This is a genomic window from Paraburkholderia sp. BR10872, from assembly GCF_040965835.1.
GTDB classification, from domain to species: domain Bacteria; phylum Pseudomonadota; class Gammaproteobacteria; order Burkholderiales; family Burkholderiaceae; genus Paraburkholderia; species Paraburkholderia nodosa_A.
Map to the genome: position 1 here is coordinate 40659 of NZ_JBFRCN010000015.1, position 21460 is coordinate 62118.

Genomic DNA, 21460 nt, shown 5'->3' on the forward strand with positions numbered 1-21460 from the left:
GTCTCACGAGAGCTCTGTCTGCCCAGGAGCGGCCCGAATGTCAGAACGTGGACTCTTGCCGCGTAGGGGGTAAGTTTTCCTCAATGCGCGCAGCGTCAACCCATGAAGGCTTTCGACCGCGTCCGGACCACACGCGACCCGTCTTTGGGTCACGAATTTTCGCAATCAACTGGCGGGATCTACCTCGGATATCATCGACCGTAAGCTGATGTAACTCCAACTTTCTCCGAATTTCCTGAATCACAATCTCTCGCTCATGCTTGAATACCTCGGCGATCTTGAGATCAAGCATTGCGAGCTGTTCACGCAATTCTTTATAGGTGGACATATATCGAAGACTGATCCAGGTTGGGAAAAAAGCCTGCCATGTCCAGAACATGGCAGGCGAAACCAGGACAGCGGGGGACTATCCCAGGGTACCGATTGGCGCAAAGCTGAATGCACTCGAACAAGCAGTTAGCCGATAGCATCGGCCGCTGACGTCCTCAGACAGCGTCCACGCTCTCGCGCGCATCCTCCGCTTCATTTTCGCGCTGATCAACGCGTCGCAATTGCAGGTTCAGGTACTCAGCAAACTCAGCGCCTACCTCGCTGTGCTGGAGCGCAAACTCAACCGTGGCCTTCAGATAGCCGAGCTTGCTACCACAATCGTACCGCGTCCCCCGGTACTTGTAGGCGAGGACCTGTTCGTCGCTGAGCAAGGACTCAATTGCATCTGTGAGTTGCAGTTCGCCGCCCGCACCTGGCTTCAGTGCGCGCAAATGCTTGAAGATCCGCGGCTTGAGTATGTAGCGACCGACAACCCCGAGGTTCGATGGCGCCACGTCGGGGGCGGGTTTTTCGACAATCGCTGAGAGCTTGACGATGTTCTCCTCCCACGTCTTTCCGTCGACAACTCCGTATGAACGCGTGTCTGCTCGCGGGATCTCCTCCACTCCGAGTACTGAACTGTGGTAGTGGTTGAACAGATCCACCATCTGCGATGTCACGGGCGGCTCACCATGAAGCAGGTCATCTGCGAGAATAACCGCAAACGGGTTATCGCCCACGAGTTTCTCAGCGCACAATACAGCATGGCCGAGCCCGAGCGCTTCCGGTTGGCGAACGTAAAAGCAATCGACATGGCTGGGCTTGATACCACGGACCAGTTCCAGCAGTTGCTTCTTTCCACGCGCTTCCAGTTCCGCCTCAATCTCGTACGATTTGTCGAAATGGTCTTCAATCGCCCGTTTGCTACGCCCGGTCACGAAAATCATTTCAGTGATGCCCGCTGCAATAGCTTCTTCCACTGCGTACTGGATCAACGGCTTGTCCACAACAGGCAGCATTTCCTTCGGACTTGCCTTCGTGGCGGGGAGGAAGCGTGTACCGAGACCAGCTACCGGAAAAACGGCCTTCGTGACCTTAAGCATACGAACTCCATGATGAATGCGCTGATATCGGGCGAAAGCATAACGTCGTCCTTCAGCCAGGTGGTGCAAGTGGCCGAATACGTTCCGATTTTGACGGATAGGGATGACATAATCTGGAGGCCTGAGTGTTTAATTCGCCACAACTCGCTCAAAACGAACGTCGGAGACACAAAATAGGTGGGAATTCCGCGCGCTTCCAACACTTCGGCTCTCTTTCGCAAACACCCAAACGCCGTGCGACATCGAAAGGGATCACACGTTCCACCTCAGCTCCGACCGACCCGGCTTCCGAACTCTTTTATGTGAGAGTCGACGGCCAATCGCCTCTCCCATCGATTCGATGGCTCGATACGTTGCGAACTGGGAGCAAGCCAACATCGCCTGATATAGTGGGCACCTTTCTTCTTTCGGAATACAGCATGTGGTCCGCTATCAGTAATCTGGGCGACGCAGCGTTGACGATCCCGCTTGCCATTGTCTGCTTCGTGTGGCTAACGCGTTCGCCGACCGGCGCGCGCGTTGCCATATCATGGGCCGCGCTTCTTTCGGCAGCAATGCTGCTCGTTGGCGTGACAAAGATCTTGTACGCAGGATGCGGAATACAGATTCGCTCGCTGGATTTTCGCATGATCAGCGGACACACAATGCTCGCTTCTGCAATTTGGCCGATGTCATGGCTGATCGTCCTGAACGACGGCTCGCGCATCAAACCTGGCGCTGCCATCTGGCCAGGCATCGGGTTCGCGACGGCTATCGGTATCTCGCGCGTTTTCGACGAGGCTCATACAGTTTCAGAAGTGGTCTCCGGATGGACGCTTGGCATGCTCGTGACGATACTTCTGATTCGATGGAGCGGCGCTCCTGTCGTTCCGCGACGCCTGCGTCCGATTGCTGCTGCCTCGCTGTTTGCCGTCTCGGCAGTCGCGTACGGACATCATGCACCAATTCAGGGGGCGATCGATATGTATTCACCGTGGCTTTGCGAACACTGGGCCTAGTCGGTCGAGTGTAACTCGTACCCGCGCGATGAACCTTCCTTCGATGGGGAAGGGTGAATACTGGACCGGATGCGTGGCGTCTCCCATCACTTCAAAAAAGCTACAAATCCCCTCGGCAGCTTGCCGACTGCCAGTCGTTAGCCGACATAAGCTTGACTGGATCGGACGAGGGCAGCGCGACGCGCCAGCGTCCATTTATCCTCTGCGGGCGCCCACGGAATAAATCTCCTGAAACCACCAGGACACCGATCCATGGACTGCGATTAAAACGTCGGCGCCGGACGGATTGGCGACCTGCGTGGCGTGCCTGAACGTCAACTGCTATGCAAGGTACAGCTTCCGATCCGAAATTCCCTTATGTCGACCTTTCTGTTCACCGCAAGTGTATTCTTTTTCTCCCTGAACGCATTCAGCGTTCGAGCAACCTTTGCAGCGTATTTCTTCGCGTGCGCCCTGTTATTCCTGCGGACCCCCTCCCTTCTTGAGAAAGGAGCCAATGCCCACGGGATGCTGACATACTGGCTTGGGTGTATCACCATCTCGTTTATTTTTTCTGCATTCGGTGATTTTTATCTCAACTTTTTCATCAAATTTGTACTGATCCAGACTTACATCGTGCTGCTCTACTGGATGTTCAGCAGCGGCGTCCTTTCGCTCAAGTCGATCGAGTCAGCATGCACGGCGTTGATCTATATTCATGGTGCATTTTTTCTTTTCCAGCTCCTGTACTATCTGGCCACTGGTGTATTCGTTGACTTTGATAGCTATATTCGCGAGTCCGACGCCGACGCCCTCTATGCAACGAAAGCACTGAGTGACAGCCTGATCTCCATCCGCGCGCTTGGCCTCTACTCTGAACCGTCCTTCTACGCAATGACGGTGATTCCGTGCGGCGTTCTCTTACTTCTGGTGAAACGTCGGATTACGCTCGCCTCGGTCATTGCATTCGGCACCGCGCTGATCAGTTTCTCGGTAGCGTCGATGGTAGTTTGTGCAGTGCTTGGATTCGTCCATGTGATGTTCGAACGCGGGAACCTGCGTCTCAAGCTGTTCGTCATTCTGGCCGCGTTATTGTGCGCGCCCGCGATGTACAACGTCTACGACCAACGTGTAAACCAGTCGGTCGACTATGACGCCGTGGGCAGCCGGACACTAATTCTGACCGAACTCCAGGATCGTGATCTCACTGCGGGTGCCTTCGGAAGCGGTCTATTCTGGGACGACCGGAATAACGTCGGCAAAACACACATGCGTGGATATCAGGCACGAGACAGTTCCTTCTACGTCTACGTTCTATTCAGTGTAGGCGTTGTCGGGTCCGCTGTGTTCTTTGGTACGATTGGGGTGATGTTCCGCAATCGCAACAAGTGGCGATATCTCGCTTACCTGTTGCCAATCATGCTCTTCAAGTATCACGTGCTCTATGGGATGCTTTGGATGACGCTGCTGCTCTTCGTCGTCCTCGCCGAGCAAAACACCGCACCTTCGCCCCCCAACCGCCGCCTCTCGACCCAGCGTCCTGGCACTCGTGCCATCGCGGCGAATTCCCGTATCTAAATGTCAATCATGCCAATGACGCCCACTCGAGCTATGTGCACGCGTAAATCGAGCCTGCCAGATCGGAGTCGCCAGGCCGGCAGGCACCTTGCCCGCCTCAGTTGCAGGCTTTCGCTCATGCTTGTCAGCGTCCTTTGCGCCTGCGGGGTGGCCGCCTCCGCAAAAGGGCGAACGAATGTCGGTCCCCCAGGTCGCGTAATCGCCCATAGTGCTGCATCCACGCACGTATTCCTTGGATCCCCGGCATTGGCGGTGCTACCCGATGGCACCTATGTCGCTTCCTACGACACGTTTGGGCCCGGTTCGTCGGAAGACTACGTGACCGTCATGGCGTCGCGTGACAAAGGTCAGAGCTGGACTAGACAGAGCACGGTCTCCGGCCAGTACTGGTCATCGCTGTTCGTCCTGGACAACGCGTTATATTTGATGGGAACTGATCGGGCAATGGGCACACCCACCATTCGCAGATCCGTTGACGGCGGCGCTACGTGGACTGATGCAACCGACGCGTCTACGGGACGATTCAATCTGCCGGGGCGTTACATCACGGGTGCAGTTCCTGTCGTGGTGAGCCAAGGTCGCGTCTGGCGCGCCTACGACGTGGTCGAAGGCGGAGATTTGCGCTCACTCGTCATGTCCGCCCCGCAACACTCGAACCTCCTGGATACGCAGAACTGGACCGTATCAAAACATCAAGCCTCGAACCCTGCATGGCTGCGTGGAAAGTTCATTTCCTGGGAGGAAGGCAGCGTAGTTCTTTTCAAGAACGGACCGCCAGGAATCCTGCTTCGCGTCAATACCCGGAACGGGGTTGAGAAAGCAGCGATCGTCCACGTCGGGTCCGATGAGACGACGCTGAGTTTCGATCCGACGCGCGACTTCGTCGACATGCCTGGTGGAGGCAAGAAGTTCACCGTTCGGTTTGACCCAACCTCACAACGGTACTGGTCTTTGACAAACGCTGTACTTGCGAACGACGGACATGAAAGCCTCGAACGCGTTCGCAATACCCTTGCATTGATTTCGTCCCCCGACCTGCACAACTGGTCTGTTTCCTCTGTCGTCATGCGGCATCCTGACGTGAAGCGACACGGCTTTCAATACGTGGATTGGGAATTTAGCGGTGACGATATCATTGCGGTGATACGCACGTCCTTCGACGATCCCGAAGGCGGTGCGCAAAGTCAACATAATTCCAACTACATCACGTTTGCGAGGTTCCCCGATTTTCGCCGGGACGCACATTAACGGCAAATCTTTGTCGCTATAAACGCGGACGACGCCAGTCGTCGCACTTGATCGCCGCACCTTGCGGTCCCATATCAACACTATCACCTATGATTTTGAAGCCCACGGCCGGCGCTTCCGGTCGTCGCTGACTGGACCACACCTCGATATCAGATGGTCTTGCGCCGCGGTTCGCTCCGGAGTCTCACAGAAGGCGGCCTGCTGCGGACGTCCTGCCGGCGATCGCAGGGCGCACCGTCTTCTTCCATGCGGGGGGGAAAGCACCAGTCTTCATCAGGTGATACCACTGACTGCGTCGCAGAGGCATGTGCGACATGAACCACATAGACCTCGTGCGTGCCGATGACTCACATTTCGGCGCGAGCCTGGCTAACGCCGTACCGCCGCTGCCGCGCATGCCATCTAACCTGCACGGTATCCCTACCGAAGGGCGCTCCGGAATTCACATCAAAGAACGCCTTCCCTCAAGCCTGGTCGCCTGCCCCATTACTTAGGGACCGCCACCACGTGCCCCGCTCACGAAGAATGTGAACTGCTGCGTCTCTGGAACATCGTCGATATGACGCACCGCACCCGCCCCATCGGAACGGAAAGCCGCCAGTCGCCTGCTGAGGCACCCTTAGTGGGTCGCTGCCAATCGATGGATCTGCCTCGAGGTCGCTGACCGTCGAAAACGATGACCCGAACTTCGGAAACCGCTACGGGACAGGGGGCTGAGGTTCGCGCCCACCTCAGTCGCCTCCTGACAATCGGTTGCTTACTTCCCTGCTGATGATCCGACCGATTTGCCTGATCGCAGATTGCCTCGTCAGATCTCTCATCCAGTGCAGTGCAAACTGGCTGCCGTCCTGCAGCCTTCACCTCAGCGCGAATCCACGAGACAGAAGCTGCTTCAATCTCGCCTTGTTCTCAACCAGAGTCGACGCAACGCGTGCGATGCAGACCACCAACGCGAACGTCCCGATCCCAATCAGAATCCGGCTTGTCGGTGACCCTCTAAGCACCGCTTGGGTCACGCCAAACACAAAAAGCAGGATTGGAAAATGAATGATATAAAGCGTGTAAGAATATTCTGCACTCTTCGAAAGGAGCGCGTTGGATGGCGATCGCCGATCCAGGACCAACGCTATCACGCAAGTAAATAGTAAGCCTATGAAGAAGTTGAAAGCTACGATGTAGTGCCAGTTTGCTCCCGCCTGCCCTCCAGCTGCGTTAAAGCTGTGAACAAAGCAGCCTGCGAACTCGATCGATGCCCCACCGAACAGGACTACGCCGGCACAAACGAGCCATCGTAGTTTTCGCGATCTGGTGCCGGAATTGTGGTGCACGCAAAGCAGGAATCCGGCAGCCCAAACCGCACCATACGCAACGAACTTCATGTCCCGAAAGCCAAGCAGGGCAATGAACGCAAGCACTACCGGCCAATATCTGGGCGCCTGTCTGAAGGCCACCGCTGCACCTGCGATCGCATACAGCCACACCTCAAACGACAAGCTCCATAGCGGCCCGTTCACACGTGGCGTATGGGTGACAAAACCGTTCAGAAACAAGGCTGCTCCCAATAGTTCTTCTGGGACGAGCTGAAAGCCATCGGCAACGAGGTATCTTTCCGGCGAGAAATGGCTTGACCCGGAACTGAATACCGCCGGACTCAGAAGGCTAAGGGCCAGTATCAGGAGAAGCGAAAGCACCAGAGGCGGAACGATGCGCCAGGCACGGGCAGCGGCATAGTCGAGAACGCGATAATCGCCCTCAGATATCCTGGATGTTATTGATTTGCAGATCAGGAATCCGCTCAATACAAAGAACAACATGACAGAGCCCTGGCCGAGGATGAGCGAATACGCGTGAATCCCGGACCAGTACGGTGCGACAAACACCTGCTCGATATGCGTTGCCACCACCATGAGTGCTGCCAGACCACGGCACGAGTGGATAAATCCGGAATTCTCTTCCGATAGCCGGGAGAAGCCACTCAATGACAAACCGCTCATACATCCTCCGACAAACGAATCATGTCTCGCGTGGCGTTCCCGTCTGAAAAGGGCAACGCCGCGCGCTCGCGCCTCTCTCTCACTTCTTGAACACCCCGACGACATCGGCTCCATCGAACACAAGCAGCGCGTTGATCTTCTTCTGCTCCATCACCAGCAGCGCATCCTCAATCCGCGTCTCTGGAGAGACCATTGCTGGCTCAACAGACATCATGTTCGCCGCAGTGGTTCGTAAAACCTCGTTGCCGTGCCGCTCGATGGCACGACGCACGTCTCCGTCGGTCACGACGCCCCAGCCGATATCGAGCCGCACAATCGCGAGCCCAAGACGTCCACGTGTCATAGCTTGCAGTACGTCGATCGCAGGCGTGTCGTGGCTGACGAAAGGCAGATCCCTATGCGCCATCTCGTCACTTACTGTGCGGAGCAACCGCCGACCGAGCGATCCACCCGGATGAAAGCGCGCAAAGTTTTCCGGTTGAAACCCCCGGACTCTCATCAGCGTGATCGCCAACGCGTCGCCCATGGCGAGCGTTGCAGTTGTCGATGCCGTGGGGGCGAGCTGGAAGGGACAGGCCTCTGCATCTACGCCGATGTCAAGGTGAATGTGTGCCGCGCCCGCAAGCGTTGACGCTCGATTACCGGTCAGTGCAATCAGCCGGTTTCCATTGTTTCGCAAGAATGGAATCAGCTTGATCACCTCGTCAGTTTCGCCCGAGTTCGAGATCGCAAAAAACGTATCTGCCGGCACGACCATTCCCAGATCGCCGTGATAGGCCTCTCCTGGGTGCATGTAGAAGCTCGGCGTGCCGGTGCTGGCGAATGTCGCCGCTATCTTCCGACCAATGATCCCCGATTTGCCCATCCCACAAACCACGACGCGCCCACTGGATGCCAGGATGGTCTCGACCGCGCGCGAGAAGCCTTCGTCAAGTCGACCTGCCAGTGCTGAAAGCGCACGCGCCTCGATGCCCAGCACTTCACGGGCGGACTCAATATAGTTCAATTGATTCATGACCTTGCCGTTTCAACATAGTAAGAATGCGCTCAACGTCTTCGGGCGTATCTACGCCGTGAGGCGGCGTCTCAGGCCAATGCATGACGTGAATCTGCAGTCCAAGCCACAATGCACGTAGCTGCTCAAGCTTTTCGAGCGATTCGAGTTCACACGGCTCATTAGTCGCCAGCCGTTGCAGCGCAGCGTTCTGATATCCGTATATTCCGACGTGACGGCGGAAGACGCCCTCCACCGCCGCGGGCCGACCGTCCCGGCAAAGCGGAATCGGTGCCCGGGAAAAGTACAGAGCGCGCCCCTCCCTGTCGACGACCAGCTTCACGATATTTGGGTCATCAATCTGGATAGCGTCCTTGACAGGGCAAGCGACCGTCGCCATCTCAAAGCGGGGAACGCTTTCACAGAACACAGCAAACTCCTGCAGCAGAGCGACTGGCACCAGCGGCTCATCACCCTGCACATTGATGACCATGTCGTCCGGTCGCCATCCGGAGGCCCTGGCGACTTCCGCTACGCGGTCGGTACCAGACTGATGTCCGGAGTCAGTCATCGCAAACGCTATCTGTCGTCTCCTCAACACGTCAGCGATACGCTCATCATCGATCGCTACCACAACCTCCGTTTCCGGAAGAGCACGGCGAACCCGCGAGTACACACGCACGATCATCGGCTCACCGGCCAGATCGATGAGAGGTTTTCCCGGCAAACGCGTAGACCCGAAGCGCGAGGGGATCACGATCCGCAGGGCTCGGCGTTCACTGGGTGACATCATGACGACTCCAGAGTTGAAAGAGCGGCCGATACGCGTCCTCCAGCGACAGCCCTCCACACGTAAGAATATGATCGGCCACCTCGCGAGCGACTCCTTCACCGCCCGCACGTGACGTCACGTGGCTGACACGCGAGCGAACCAGTGCATGCGCGTCTGCAGGCGCATACGACACACCCACGCGCTCGAGCACGCAGAGATCGTTCACATCGTCTCCGACATACGCAGTCTGCATGTCGTCGACGCGGAGTTGCTGCTTGATCGATTCGAATCCTGTACGCTTGTCGTGACACCCGGTGACCACAGCGTCCACACGCAGTTGCGTCACGCGCCAGGTGAGCGCCTCGCTGTGCTTACCAGACAGGATCGCGGAACGGATCCCATGCGCACGCAACAACGCGATCGCGACCCCGTCGTGTGCGTGAAAGCTCTTTACGCGTTCGCCGTCAGCGCTTACATGGAGACGACCGTCAGTCAGGACACCATCGACGTCGAACACGACGACTGATATTCCACCGGAGTAGACAACGGCACTCATCGGATGTCGAGCGGCTCAAACCGCTTTACAAGATCATCGATGGCCTTCACCTGTGCAAGAAACGGCTCGAGCAGGTTCAATGGCAACGCGCTCGGCCCGTCACAGCGCGCACGATCGGGATCAGGATGGGCTTCGAGGAACAGGCCGGCAATGCCAAGTGCGATGCCGGCGCGCGCCAGGTCGAGCACCTGGCTGCGCCGCCCGCCAGACGCCTCGCCGTGCGGATCGCGGCATTGGAGGCTATGGGTAACGTCAAATATTACCGGGCAGTCTCCCGACGCCTCCCGCATCTGGCGAAAGCCCAGCATGTCCACGACCAGATTGTCGTAGCCAAACGCCACGCCACGTTCACACAGGATGACTTTGTCGTTACCAGCCTCGCGGCACTTCGCCACCACGTGCTTGACCTGAGCGGGGCTCATGAACTGCGGCTTCTTGACGTTGATGACGCGCCCAGTTTTTGCGATCGAGACCACGAGATCGGTCTGACGAGCGAGAAACGCCGGTACCTGAAGCACATCAACGACGTCAGCAACCGCTTCAGCCTGCGCCACTTCGTGTACGTCGGTTATGACGGGCACCCCGAAGCGGTCTTTGACGATCGCCAGAATGGAAAGTCCTTCTTCCATTCCGACGCCGCGGTATGAGTGGATTGACGAACGGTTTGCCTTGTCGAAAGAAGCCTTGAAGACGAGGGGAACTCCAAGCTTCCTGGTGACATCGACGAAAACTTCGCAAGCTTCAAGTGTGAACTCAAGACTCTCCAGAACATTCAGGCCGCCAAATAACACAAACGGCAACTGATTTCCGACTTCAACGTTGGCGCTGATCGATACGCTCATTTACATTTCCCCCGAGGAATTACGATGTGTGCTGCCGCAAAATTGTGCGGTCGACGTTGTGGTGCCTTGATCGCTGCCGGCGCTTCAACTCGTCCTCATATACGGGCGCGAGCTGTTGAAAGAATCGCTTCTCCGTGAACCGGTCTTTTGCCTCGATGCGCGCGCGCGACGCGAGGCCCGCACGGAACTCCGGATCATCAATAACCCGTCCAAGCAATTCCGCTCCTTCCGCGGCGCTCGAGAAAATGGCGCCCGTTTCGAGATGCCTAACGACATCGACATTCCCTGCGCAATCAGACACAATCGCGGCGCTTCCCGCCATCATTGCCTCGACGACTGAAACCGGCATGCCTTCCCATGACGAGGTCGACAGATACGCATCGGCACGTTCAAGCCACGACCGTACGTCACGGCGGGAGAGCCACCCCGTTATGATCACCCCGGCAGCACGTAGCTCCTGCTTCAGGGCGTCGTCCCCGTCTCCAATCCACACGAAGCGGGCGTGAGGACGGTCAAGCCGCCGGGCAATCTCCGCGAACAGGCCCGGATTCTTCTGGGGCCGCACGCCGCCGACCGTCACGACACAAAAACCAACGCTATCTTTCTGCTCTTCGTTCTCACCTGGTTTCGCCGCATGCGCCTTTACCGCATTCTCGACAAGCCTCACGGGCTGCCGCAACCAACGACGCACAACTTGCTGCTCGCTCTCCGAACAAGCGACGTATACGCAACGTCGCAGTGCGGCGACGCGCTCGAGACCCACAAATAGCAACCGCTTCGGAGTTGAGATGTCGCGCCGCATGAACGAGATGCAGTGAGGACTATAGAAGAACGCCGTCCGACGCAGTGCGAGGAGTGTGGAGATACGCCCAAGAAATCCGGCAAAGGACGAATGCAGATGCACGATGTCCGGATTCAGGCCGATCAACTTCGAGCGCAGCGCCGGGACAGAGCGCATAAGCGAGACATCCTTCATCTGCACATGGTGCAATCTGACATTCCTGGCGAACAAGCCAGGTAACGCTGCGGGGGTATCGGGACGGATTGAATAAATCACATCGACCTTGTGGCCCTCGCGCGCAAGCCCGTTCGCGATCAAACAAACCATCGACAATGTGCCGGTTGCAGTCGACTCCAGAATATGTACGATCCTCATCGCGTTTGCCCTCCCTCGTTGACCCTCTCCCGTTGATGCGTCATCAGGGGCGCTTGTCCTGTAGCCGCGCCGATGCGTTCAAGCACCCCAGAGCGCTCAATAACCCGACTCCATTCGAGCGATACGATTTTTCTCGGGTCGTTCCGCTGCAGAGCTATCGGAGCGCGTGAAAACAGTTCATCGAATATCCGCGGTCCGGTTACATGGCACCGAATATCGAGTTCGCGCGCAGCGAGCACATTCGACGGAGCGTCGTTGCAGATGATTGATTTTCCGAGCGCGGCGTACTCGAGAAGCTTCGTCGGCGTCTGGAAACAATGCGGCCGGTGATAGGGGAAATAGCAGATCGCGTGGTCGGAGCGTCGGACGATACGCAGTGCATCCTGCTGCGGCACGCGACCCGTGAACACGATCCCCGGGACGGCCCGAAACTCATCAAGAATCGATGGCTCCGGTCGCCCGACCAGAATCAATGCTTCAGATGGATCGCGACGAGCGTCGCGGAATGCCCCCAGCACCTTATGAAATCCGCGTTCGCGGCTCATTTCGCCTATGTAGCAAAACTTTCCAGCCGGCATTGATGTCGCATCGTCGTCGGTGACATCAAAGATCCAGTCCGGAACACCCATAGGGAGCAGCAAGGATGGAACACCGTCGCTGAAGCCCATAGCATCCCGCATCCGCACATTCTGAAAAATGCGGAGATTCGGCCTGGCGTTCAGTGCGCGTTTGATCCAGTCTTTGACGAACGCCATCCGGCCGACAGAAAGAGACCGATAGTCGTGAACCACAAATTTAGCGGGCGGCAGCGCACGATAGAGCCCCATGATGCACCAAAGGACTGCTCGACGATCCTCCGCTACGCGATTGAGCGCGCCCAGATCCCCGTGCTCGACTGGGATGCCTCGTTGCGTCAGGCAATCGCTATATGCCTCGATCTCGGGATAGTTCGCTTTACCTGGATGAAGGATAAATACGCTCACTGGATGCAATCCCCCGTATTGAGTATCCGCGCCGGCACGCCAACGGCGACAGCGCGCGCCGGCACGTCAGTAAGCACCACTGCCCCTGCACCTATGCGCGCATGATCCCCAACCAACACATCTCCAACCACGACACAGTGGGCGCCGAACTCCACGTGGTCGCCAATCTTCGGCACGCCGCTAATCGAGCCATCGCGCTGGATAGTGTTTCCGAGTGTGACGCCGTGGCGCAGCGTGCAGTATTCACCGATGACGACGTATCCGTTGATCACCATTCCAGTTCCGTGAAACAAGGCGAGCCCTTTTCCAATCCTCGTTTTAACTGGTATCTCGATTCCCATTAGCCAATCGCAAATGAAGATGTACAGAACGATGAGGGGAGCCCCGCATATGAGCGTCACGATACTTCTGCAGGCGAGATAATTGACAATCCGGAAGAAGATCATCACAAATCGCGTCTTGAAATACGGATTCCTTTTGTAGTCCAATACGACTGCATCAAGTGTTTTTCTGAGCGTAACTGTCATTTCAATGCTCAATAGAAAATACCTTGCGGGCGGCCTCCGGAGAAATCCCGCCCGAAGAGAAGTAGTCAACTCCGTCGATCAGGAACGAATGTATGTATTTCAGCAGCCGCGTCCGGTCGAAGTTCTTGTAGAAGCATTGCCCCAGTGAAATCACGCGCTTTCCGTACAGCAATCCCTCGAGTCCTACCGTCGAGTTGATCGTGACGACTGCCTGCGCATGCTTGATAAGATCAGTCGTCGGCGACGACACCAGAGTAAACTGACACCTATCCCGCATAGCCTCTATTGCACTGATCGCAGACTCGTCATTTTCGGCCGGATGAAGTTTTACCAGCAATGCAGCATCCTGCGTAACGGCGAACTCCAACGCATGCCGGATCGCCCCCAGGTTATCGATCTCTGAGTGCAGCTTGATCTGTGTATCGCCCGATACCTGAAGAGGCAGAAACACGTAGCGCTGCGTCGACAGCTCGGAGGCGACGTAGTTCTTGATGTCAACTGGTCTCCGACCGCCATTTCGTGCACGTACGGTTGCAAGACGCTTACGCCCAACACCCGAGCTCGCGAACTTCAGAACGTAATTCACTCCCGAGACGATCTTTCGCTTCAGCGAAGTTCGAGCCTGGGGCAACGGCCTAGACTTGGCGCTTTCGTAATGCATCAGCCAACGCCGGTGCGTCTCCTCGTCCGGCAACGAGAGCCGATCAATCACAGCCGGATCCCGACAGATGATGGAAAGTGCATTGACACCCGACGAATCCACGAAGAGCTTGCCGGGGAGATTGGATATCTCAAGGAACCTCTGTGGAACCCCATGTACCAGGCACGCGTGAGAAACAGCCCTGCAGACCAGTTGCTGACCGTTCCACATAAAACACTGGGTCACGCTAAACCGTGTCAGGAGCGACGACACACGACGCACCACCGCGCAGGATTCTACGCGTGCGCGTTCCCGGCTCACCTGCCCGTTTAGCACCTCAATCGAGCGATCGTAAGGATATTCTGTGCAGGATTCGTCCACTTCCAGTGTGGGGTTTCTGACCTTGCGTAGGTAGTATGAACGGTACCCCGCACACTTCAGGCGAAGATGCGCAACTGGCTCACTCGTCAGGAACAGGAAGTCATACTCACCTCTAACGGCATGCACGAGCCTCGCGGCGAAGTAGTATCTCTCGAGAGAGTCAACGACTATCAGAATCATCGGTAAATCTCCGTTTCCCTTTCTCGATTAGGCAGCGGGGCTCAACCGCACCAGATTCGCGTTGAGCACGCGATACGTAATTCCTATTCCGCCTGCCATTAGTGCTGCACCTGCAAGCGAAAATGTGAATACGCTTGCTTCTGCTGACAGGTCGAACCATCTCGCAATACATAGAGCAGTCAACAGGGAGATGCCAGACAGGAGCTGAAACATGAAGTCGGTCCGCTGCGCACGGGTCGCGAGGAAGATCTGGGAAAGCGGGACGTAGACGAGTTGCAGCGCGAATAGCGGTACGAGGCTATTGAAAAATCGAACGGCACCGTACCACTTCGATCCAAAGACCCATGTCACGACCGGGTCGAATAGCACAAGGCCGCCAATTGCGTAGAGGGCTGCTATTCCAACCAGCGAGCGCGCGTAGATGCGGTAGACGTTAAGCAACGCACTTCGTGCATCTTCGCGAGCGATCGCACCGATAGCATCACGCCTAAAGACCCCTCCGATACTCTGGCCAATCAGCGAGACGGGGAAGAATCCCAGCCGGTACGCGAGGGCGAAATACCCAGCAACGTGCGCGCCATACCAATGCGGTATCACAATTGCCAACGCGTAAGTCAACACGGACGCACAGATCGTCGACGGCAGGATGTACGCAGCAAATCGCCTGTTGTCCGCAAAGAATCCGGGCGACAGCTTGAAAGCGTATCCGCTTCGGCTGCCGATCACTGCGATCCCCGCTACCATCACAATCGCGACGCTGGCCGTCGAAACCATGTACGCGTCAAAGAGACCAACCTTTGCACAAGCCGTACAGACTTGACCGAGTAGCAGGTACGCGAGAAAGCCGCAATTTGTGACCACCCTCGAGACTGTGATCCAGCCGTACCACCGCATGCTGTTCAGGAATGCGCCAGCGGCGATCTGCGCGAACGCGGCGAATGCGTAGCCCACGAGCGCATAGTATTCTGCGCGCCCAGCGACAGCGACGACCCCTGCGAGCAGCGTTGCCAATACAAGCGCAAGACCCATTACGTTGACAAGTGCGCCAAAGGACTCGCGCGGACTGTCGCTGACGCACGCGAGCTCGTACCTTAGCCCTAGCAGCGTCCCGCCGAACGTCGCAAGTGCAAGCTGGTAGTTGAACTCCCCCAGAGCGCCAGGGCCGTCCCAGCGGCCAATCAGGAAGATGCATGCGAACAATGCCGCTTGCCCGGACACGACACCCAGGAGCGATATGAGCGAGTCCCTCGGGTTGACCATTAAATTACCTCCGGGGTGAGAACCGGCAAAGTCGACCCGACAGGCCGGACTCGATGCGCGTTGAGGCGTGCACGCGTCACTCTTCCGCAGCCGTACCGTACTGGTACGCCACATAACGATAGCCGCCATACTTGTAGCCATACTGGCCGAGACGGGGGTTGACGCCGTTGAATATCACGCCACTGACCTTGACGCCGTTCTGCGAGAAGCGCTTGGTCGACTCCGCGATCTCCCCGAGACGCGTCAGCCCCGCGCGTGCCACAACAAAGGTGATACCAGCGAAACCGCCGAGAATACCCGCTTCAGGCGCCGCCAGAATCGGTGCAGTATCCATGATCACGATGTCATACTGCTTCGACAGATCGTCGAGCACAGTCGACAACCGGCGCTTAAGTAGCAGTTCCGCCGGGTTCTTCGGAATCGTCCCGGTTGTAATGAAATCAAGCCCGTCTACGACATTACGGTGGACAACATCGTCGAGCCCCGCTTGACCGGCGATCAGATCGGTCAACCCACCGGCACGCGCAACGCCGAAGTAATCGTGCACGCGACCGCGTCGAATGTCGCCGTCAATAAGCAGGACGCGCTTGCCACCGCTCGCAATGACCGCCGCGAGATTTGTCGAAATAAAGGTCTTCCCTACACCTGGCGTTGGGCCTGCAATCAGCACGATATTGTTCTTCGCCTCGAGCATTGCAAACTGCACTGCGGTTCTCAGGCTGCGCACGCACTCGACAGCGGGTTCACCAGGAAAGTCAACTGACAACAGTGTCGCCTTGCCCCGCCTCTGCATTCTCTTTCCGTCGCCAGGATCGTTCTGGTGCTCGCTATACGGCAACGTCGCGTACACACTGAGGCCGAGACGGCGCTCTATCTCGTTATGGTCGGTGATTCCGTGAAACAACATCGAACGTGCGATCGCCGTTCCGCACCCCACGAGCAGTCCCAACAGGAGCGATGCGATTACGACGAGGGGCGTCTTCGGCTTGACAGGGAGCTCCGGAATTGCAGCGACGTCAACGAGGCGGACATTGCCGACCTTGCCTGCCTGCACAAGTTGCAGTTGCTGGACATTGTTCAGCAATGCCGTGTAAAGGTCCGTATTGACCTTTACGTCGAGCATGAGCCGGACAAAATCCTGCTGAAGATCGGGAAGTCGACGCATCTCCTGCTCAGTCGAGCTCGCATATCCGTCGAGCGCTGCGATCTCCCTGTTGATGGCAATCACGCTCGGATGGGTCGCGGTATAGTGCGTCAAAAGTTCAGCGCGCTTTTGCTCGAGCTCCAGCAAACGAGTCTTCGCATCCGAAGACTGCGCGAGCGCGACTTTGGCTTCCTCGGTAAGGTCAACCGTACCGCGCTCATTCCGGAATTTGGTCAGCCTCGCCTCAGAATCAGCAAGCTGCTGCTTCAAGGCAGGAAGTTGACCCGTCAGGAAGTCAAGTGACTGCGCGGCCTCGGCAGACTTCCGCTCGATATTCTGGCGGATGTACTGGTGGCCGATCTCGTTCATCGTGGAACTCACCCACAACGGATCGGTATCCTGGATCGTCGCGACGACGACATCCGACTGCTTGACCTTCTCCTGCACATCCAGCCGGTCCTGGATATCGTCAATGGTCCGTTCCCTCGAATTTCGGACCAGCACGAATACCGCGCCGGCGTTCGCATCAATGAAATTGACGTGAAGCACGATGGGGCCGCGCGGCGTCGTGATGACTTCCTTGCGGCCGATCTGGCCGATGAAGTCCTGGTCGAGGTCACTTCCGCTCAGGGAGTACCGGTTTGCGTCGAGGACGATCAACTTGAACCTGTCCTGCTCGTATTTCCGGGGGACGTCGAACTGCGATACTGCGATGCGCTCTCCTCCCCAGGCAAAGCCTCCAATGCCAGCGATGCCAGGCTGCGAAAGACCGTCATAGTGTCGTGAGATAAAGCTTCCGATCACAGGGAAGCGCTTCGGTTGGGCATCGATATAGAGCTTCAAGGCATCGACCGTTCGCGAAACTACAAGGCGCGAAGCGACGATCTGGGTTTCTGCCGCAGCTGAGGATTTCACGTCGAAGAGCGATGAGATGTCACCGAGCAAACTCTTCGCCGCGGAAGTATCGGGACTGTCCTCGACCTGGACCATGATGCTCGCTTCAAACACTGGCTTTGCGAGAAGCGCATACGCGACACCGGCCACCAGGAAGCACGCGGTTATTGTCGCGATGAGCCATCGGTTCTCAAGCAGGGTATCGAGCACCACAACAAGGTCTCGATCACCATCGTCTGCGGTCTGTGGCGTTGGCACAGGAGTATTAGTCATGTCTTTTTAACGTACGACGGGGTTGCCCCCGGATATCTCGGATCACAGCGCACTAAAGCGAGCCGTCCACTCAGTCAGGCAGACTGAAATCAGTTCGGCGCAACGCTCGAATTCCGATTTCGGTCGGCGGTATGGATCTTCGACATCAATGTCCAAAAACTCACCGAGGCGAAACACCCTGCCCCGTGTAAAGGAGAACTGGCTTTCGATCTGACGTTTTTGCGCTCCATCCATTGCAAGAATTACGTCGGCCGAGGAACACAGGGAGCGCGCAATCTGCGTCGCACGATGACCAGTGATATCGTGGCCACGTTCGCGCATCACATCACACGCGTATTGCGCAGCGGGCATCCCGACGAGTGCGTTCAGCCCTGCTGAGGCTATCTGTTGCCCCTTGAGAAGCGAACCAAGCATTGCGGCAGCCATCGGGCTACGACAGAGATTCCCTTCACAAACAACCAGGATTGAGTTCATTATTTCGTGACGATCGCGGCGGTCAGACCAGCGTTGATGGCTGGCAACAGGAGGCTCAACACGCGGCTAAAGCGCACCAGGCCATTGCCATCGACATACACAACGTCCTTCGGATGCAGCTCAAACTGATTGGCGAGAATCATGGCGACCGGAGACGCGGCGTCCAGATGGAAAATTTCCGGTTGCTTTTTTACTCCACCACGAATCACATAAACCTGTGCCGCATCCGCAGTGTTTGAATTGATACTGCCGGCCTGAAGGATTGCCTCGCTGAGCGTCAACCGCCCGTCGCGCATAGGCAAAGCCGTAACAGGCTTGTTCACCTCCCCCATGACATATACGCCGCTGTCTTCGCGCGGTAGCACACGGAGCAGGTCCCCATCCTGAAGAAGGATGCGCGAGGGGTTCTGCCCCCGAACCGCCATTTCCGTCAGGTTTATGCGCTCCGATACGCCGTTGCGCACCAGGACGACGCGACTCTGATCAGCGGTTGACTCGAACCCACCTGCGCGGCTGACAGCATCGTAGAACGTCATGGGAATATCGTTCAGCGGCTGTGAGCCGGGCGTATGTACTTCGCCTTCGATATAGATTTGCTTCGCACGGTAGGACGCGACCCGCACACTGACCTGTGGGTCCTGGAAGCTCTTGCTGAGCCGCTGCGTCAACAGCACCTGTATCTGCTCCGGCTGCAAACCGGCAACGCGTACTCTGCCCGCATAAGGGAACTGCAACGTCCCGTCCTGGTCAACGACGAAGCCCGGCGGCGCGTCGGCCGCGCGCGTTGTCGCCTGCGGTTGCGCGCCGGCCGCGACCGCGAGTTCAGGGTGATCCCAAACCGTTATCTGTAGTACATCGCCTCGACCGATTGTGTACGGGCGCGGGACCACCGAGACGGCCGAGGTGCCGTCCGGGGAAGTCGCCTGCGCGTCCCTCAACTTCTGGATCAACGCAATGTCGATATTCGTAACGGGTACACCCAGGGCCGCCGTCTGCTCATTCTTTCCGTCAGGTCCGATCTGACTGGCAGCTGCAAGCGTCGCCGGCTGCTCCATGCGCATACCCGGCGAAAGTGAGCACGCGGACAGCGCGGCCGCCACCGACAAAACCATTAGTGTCAAACCGCTCCGCCCCCGGCGGAGCTTATCAGGGGAATAGCACGCCCCTTGCGACACACTTCGCATTCGTCTTTCGTACACTCGTCCACTCGTATCTGTTGTGTTGAAGTTCTGGCATGCTCGCGATCCGATAATGCGAATACGGCGAGCGGACCAGAGATCAGACTTGTAATGCACCTGCCCCGCCCCCCGACGAAAGCGCGACGCCTCTGAGCGAAGAAACGCACCACTCCCGCTAGCTTCCGCCGGTTGGCACGGAACCAGGATCGGACCAACGGTGGTCAGCTGTTGACATCAGTACGCCCCCGAACCACGCAGTACGACGCTGAATGTTCTGGCGAGAATCGATACATCGCGCCATATCGACCAGTTCTTGACGTAGGCAACGTCTAGTGCCACGCGCGTCGCATAATCGGTGTCATTGCGCCCGCTGACCTGCCAAAGTCCGGTCATTCCGGGGCTGGACATCAGGTAGTAGCCAACATCGGCCCCATAGCGGGTGAGTTCGGCTTCGACGATTGGTCGCGGACCCACCAGGCTCATCTCGCCCTTCAGGACATTCACCAGCTGTGGCAACTCGTCGAGACTGGTCTTGCGGAGAAAGTGGCCGATTGACGTGATTCGAATGTCATTTTTGAGCTTGAATTCTCTGTCCCATTCGGCACGGGCATCGGCGTCCCGCGCGAGAAGTTCTTTAAGGACCAGGTCCGCGTTCGGAATCATCGAGCGGAACTTCAGGCACTTAAAGCGTCGTCCGTTTCTGCCAACCCGCACATGACCGAATATTGCACTTCCCCCGTCACGCCTGACCAACCACGCGAGTCCGAGCAGCGCGGGGGAAAGCAGAATCAGCAGTGCCGCGGCACCAAGGATGTCCACACCACGCTTTATCACCCGGTTTACGACCGCCCCAACCGTGCCCTGTCTCTTATGAGCAGGATCCCTACCATCTGCCACAGCGGGGCGGCGGCGTGCGACGCGCTCGATCTTTCCATAGATCGCGAGCGTAAGCGCGCGGAAAATGAGAAGCCCGATGCCGCTCGTAACCGTCCAGTATGCAAACCACAGACTCGACAGGATTTGCGCCTTGTGCAAGACATACAGCAACAACGTTGTCGCTCCCTGAACAACGATCCACGCGAGAACCGTTCGGCTGAACAGGTTGAGCGGCGAATATCTCGAGCCAGAGTCGTAGATGCCGCAAGCTGGAAATACGGATAACGCCAGCGCCGCGGCGAACGCAACAAGCGAGCCATCAAATACGTGGCGTTCAGGTCCTTCCAGCGTACCGTTGAAAAGCGGGACAACTGATCCGAGAACGATCAATCCGACATCTACGGCTCTTCTGAATATCGAGTTCATAATTTCGGTATCCTAATCTAACGCAAGCGAGCGCTAGCGATCCGTAGATCACCAGATCAATTCATACACGACATGGAAGGAGGTACATCACATGATTGCTGCGTCAGGTGTGGCACCCCACCTGGTCACACTTCAGACTTAAGTTGTACGTGGGTCGTTTCTACCGCACCTGCTTGCGTTGGGCAGTTGAACAAGCCGCCTGTTGTGCTGCGCACCCCAGCGCGATATTCAGTCGGAGTGGTCGCAAGGTGACGGCGAAACAGGTTCGCCATGCAATTTCGCCCGACAAATCCCGCCTGACGCGCAATTTTCTCTATTGACAGGTCCGTTTGTGCGAGCAGCGAGCGCGCCCTCTCAAGACGAGCACGTCGCAAGAATTCCCGTGGAGACACCCCTAATGGTTGCTTGAAACGCCTCAGGAAGGTCCGCTCACTCATGGCCGCGCGCTGTGCCGCTTCCGCTGTTGACACTCGATTTCCACAGGCCAATTCGAGATTTCTAGCGGATACCCGCATCAGTCCTTCAATTCGTGCCTCCCGCTGTGCCTTTCTCGCTGGACGATTTCGATAATTCAAAAAGATGTCGGTTGTGGTCGCTCGCATCGCATTGCTTCCATCGCCGCCTGATACAGACATCAGTGCGGAGTCTTTGATAGCCGCCACGCTGCTCACCCGAGTACTCATATGGATCCCCTG

Annotated in this window: 20 protein-coding genes; 3 read left to right on the forward strand and 17 right to left on the reverse strand. The window is 57.2% G+C overall.

The features are described from left to right. Window positions 1-40: 40 nt before the first annotated feature. Window positions 41-379, reverse strand: coding sequence for an H-NS histone family protein (locus AB4Y43_RS14335; RefSeq protein ID WP_368728063.1), 339 nt, complete (start codon window positions 377-379; stop codon window positions 41-43). Window positions 380-485: 106 nt separating this feature from the next. After that, entirely contained in the window at window positions 486-1412 is a 927-nt protein-coding gene (gene galU, locus AB4Y43_RS14340; protein WP_368618954.1) for a UTP--glucose-1-phosphate uridylyltransferase GalU, read from the reverse strand. 419 nt (window positions 1413-1831) lie between these two features. Between galU and AB4Y43_RS14345 the strand changes: the two genes are divergently transcribed. From AB4Y43_RS14345 to AB4Y43_RS14355, 3 genes are all read left to right on the forward strand, one after another. Beyond that, window positions 1832-2410, forward strand: a complete 579-nt coding sequence (locus AB4Y43_RS14345) for a phosphatase PAP2 family protein (protein ID WP_368618955.1) — start codon at window positions 1832-1834, stop codon at window positions 2408-2410. A gap of 357 nt (window positions 2411-2767) precedes the next feature. Continuing rightward, a complete protein-coding gene (locus AB4Y43_RS14350) occupies window positions 2768-3967 on the forward strand; it encodes a hypothetical protein (RefSeq protein ID WP_368618956.1) in 1200 nt (399 codons plus the stop codon). A 117-nt stretch (window positions 3968-4084) separates the two neighbouring features. Beyond that, window positions 4085-5215 (forward strand): sialidase family protein, encoded by a 1131-nt coding sequence (locus AB4Y43_RS14355; RefSeq protein ID WP_368728064.1) that lies wholly within the window; start codon window positions 4085-4087, stop codon window positions 5213-5215. An 857-nt stretch (window positions 5216-6072) separates the two neighbouring features. Here AB4Y43_RS14355 and AB4Y43_RS14360 read toward each other — a convergent pair. The 15 genes from AB4Y43_RS14360 to AB4Y43_RS14430 all read right to left on the reverse strand — a co-directional run bounded on the left by AB4Y43_RS14360 (window position 6073) and on the right by AB4Y43_RS14430 (window position 21448). Then, the gene (locus AB4Y43_RS14360; RefSeq protein ID WP_368728065.1) at window positions 6073-7209 is read right to left on the reverse strand and encodes an acyltransferase family protein; all 1137 of its coding nucleotides are present in this window, start codon (window positions 7207-7209) and stop codon (window positions 6073-6075) included. Window positions 7210-7288: 79 nt separating this feature from the next. After that, complete coding sequence (locus AB4Y43_RS14365) at window positions 7289-8224, reverse strand: SIS domain-containing protein (protein WP_368728066.1); 936 nt, start codon at window positions 8222-8224, stop codon at window positions 7289-7291. Beyond that, window positions 8202-8996, reverse strand: a complete 795-nt coding sequence (kdsB, locus tag AB4Y43_RS14370; protein ID WP_368728067.1) for a 3-deoxy-manno-octulosonate cytidylyltransferase — start codon at window positions 8994-8996, stop codon at window positions 8202-8204. Before kdsB ends, AB4Y43_RS14365 begins: the two co-directional genes overlap by 23 nt. After that, the gene (locus AB4Y43_RS14375) at window positions 8980-9531 is read right to left on the reverse strand and encodes a KdsC family phosphatase (RefSeq protein WP_368728068.1); all 552 of its coding nucleotides are present in this window, start codon (window positions 9529-9531) and stop codon (window positions 8980-8982) included. The genes kdsB and AB4Y43_RS14375 overlap by 17 nt, the downstream gene beginning before the upstream one ends. Beyond that, on the reverse strand, window positions 9528-10373 hold the full coding sequence (gene kdsA, locus AB4Y43_RS14380; protein ID WP_069268926.1) for a 3-deoxy-8-phosphooctulonate synthase: 846 nt from the start codon (window positions 10371-10373) through the stop codon (window positions 9528-9530). The genes AB4Y43_RS14375 and kdsA overlap by 4 nt, the downstream gene beginning before the upstream one ends. 19 nt (window positions 10374-10392) lie before the next feature. Then, entirely contained in the window at window positions 10393-11529 is a 1137-nt protein-coding gene (locus AB4Y43_RS14385; protein ID WP_342922203.1) for a glycosyltransferase, read from the reverse strand. Beyond that, window positions 11526-12512, reverse strand: coding sequence for a glycosyltransferase (locus tag AB4Y43_RS14390; protein WP_368618962.1), 987 nt, complete (start codon window positions 12510-12512; stop codon window positions 11526-11528). The genes AB4Y43_RS14385 and AB4Y43_RS14390 overlap by 4 nt, the downstream gene beginning before the upstream one ends. After that, window positions 12509-13039, reverse strand: a complete 531-nt coding sequence (locus tag AB4Y43_RS14395) for a serine acetyltransferase (protein ID WP_368618963.1) — start codon at window positions 13037-13039, stop codon at window positions 12509-12511. The genes AB4Y43_RS14390 and AB4Y43_RS14395 overlap by 4 nt, the downstream gene beginning before the upstream one ends. A gap of 1 nt (window position 13040) precedes the next feature. Further along, the gene (locus AB4Y43_RS14400; protein ID WP_368728069.1) at window positions 13041-14240 is read right to left on the reverse strand and encodes a capsular biosynthesis protein; all 1200 of its coding nucleotides are present in this window, start codon (window positions 14238-14240) and stop codon (window positions 13041-13043) included. A gap of 27 nt (window positions 14241-14267) precedes the next feature. Then, window positions 14268-15500 (reverse strand): oligosaccharide flippase family protein, encoded by a 1233-nt coding sequence (locus AB4Y43_RS14405; RefSeq protein ID WP_368607008.1) that lies wholly within the window; start codon window positions 15498-15500, stop codon window positions 14268-14270. 76 nt (window positions 15501-15576) lie between these two features. Further along, on the reverse strand, window positions 15577-17811 hold the full coding sequence (locus AB4Y43_RS14410; protein ID WP_368728070.1) for a polysaccharide biosynthesis tyrosine autokinase: 2235 nt from the start codon (window positions 17809-17811) through the stop codon (window positions 15577-15579). 42 nt (window positions 17812-17853) lie between these two features. Continuing rightward, entirely contained in the window at window positions 17854-18288 is a 435-nt protein-coding gene (locus tag AB4Y43_RS14415; protein ID WP_368728085.1) for a low molecular weight protein-tyrosine-phosphatase, read from the reverse strand. Next, the gene (locus AB4Y43_RS14420; RefSeq protein ID WP_368607012.1) at window positions 18285-19397 is read right to left on the reverse strand and encodes a polysaccharide biosynthesis/export family protein; all 1113 of its coding nucleotides are present in this window, start codon (window positions 19395-19397) and stop codon (window positions 18285-18287) included. Before AB4Y43_RS14420 ends, AB4Y43_RS14415 begins: the two co-directional genes overlap by 4 nt. A 300-nt stretch (window positions 19398-19697) precedes the next feature. Then, window positions 19698-20765, reverse strand: a complete 1068-nt coding sequence (locus AB4Y43_RS14425; RefSeq protein WP_368728071.1) for a sugar transferase — start codon at window positions 20763-20765, stop codon at window positions 19698-19700. A 125-nt stretch (window positions 20766-20890) separates the two neighbouring features. After that, window positions 20891-21448 carry a helix-turn-helix domain-containing protein gene (locus AB4Y43_RS14430; protein ID WP_368618967.1) on the reverse strand — a complete coding sequence of 186 codons (558 nt, stop codon included), beginning with the start codon at window positions 21446-21448 and terminating at the stop codon, window positions 20891-20893. Window positions 21449-21460 lie beyond the last annotated feature (12 nt).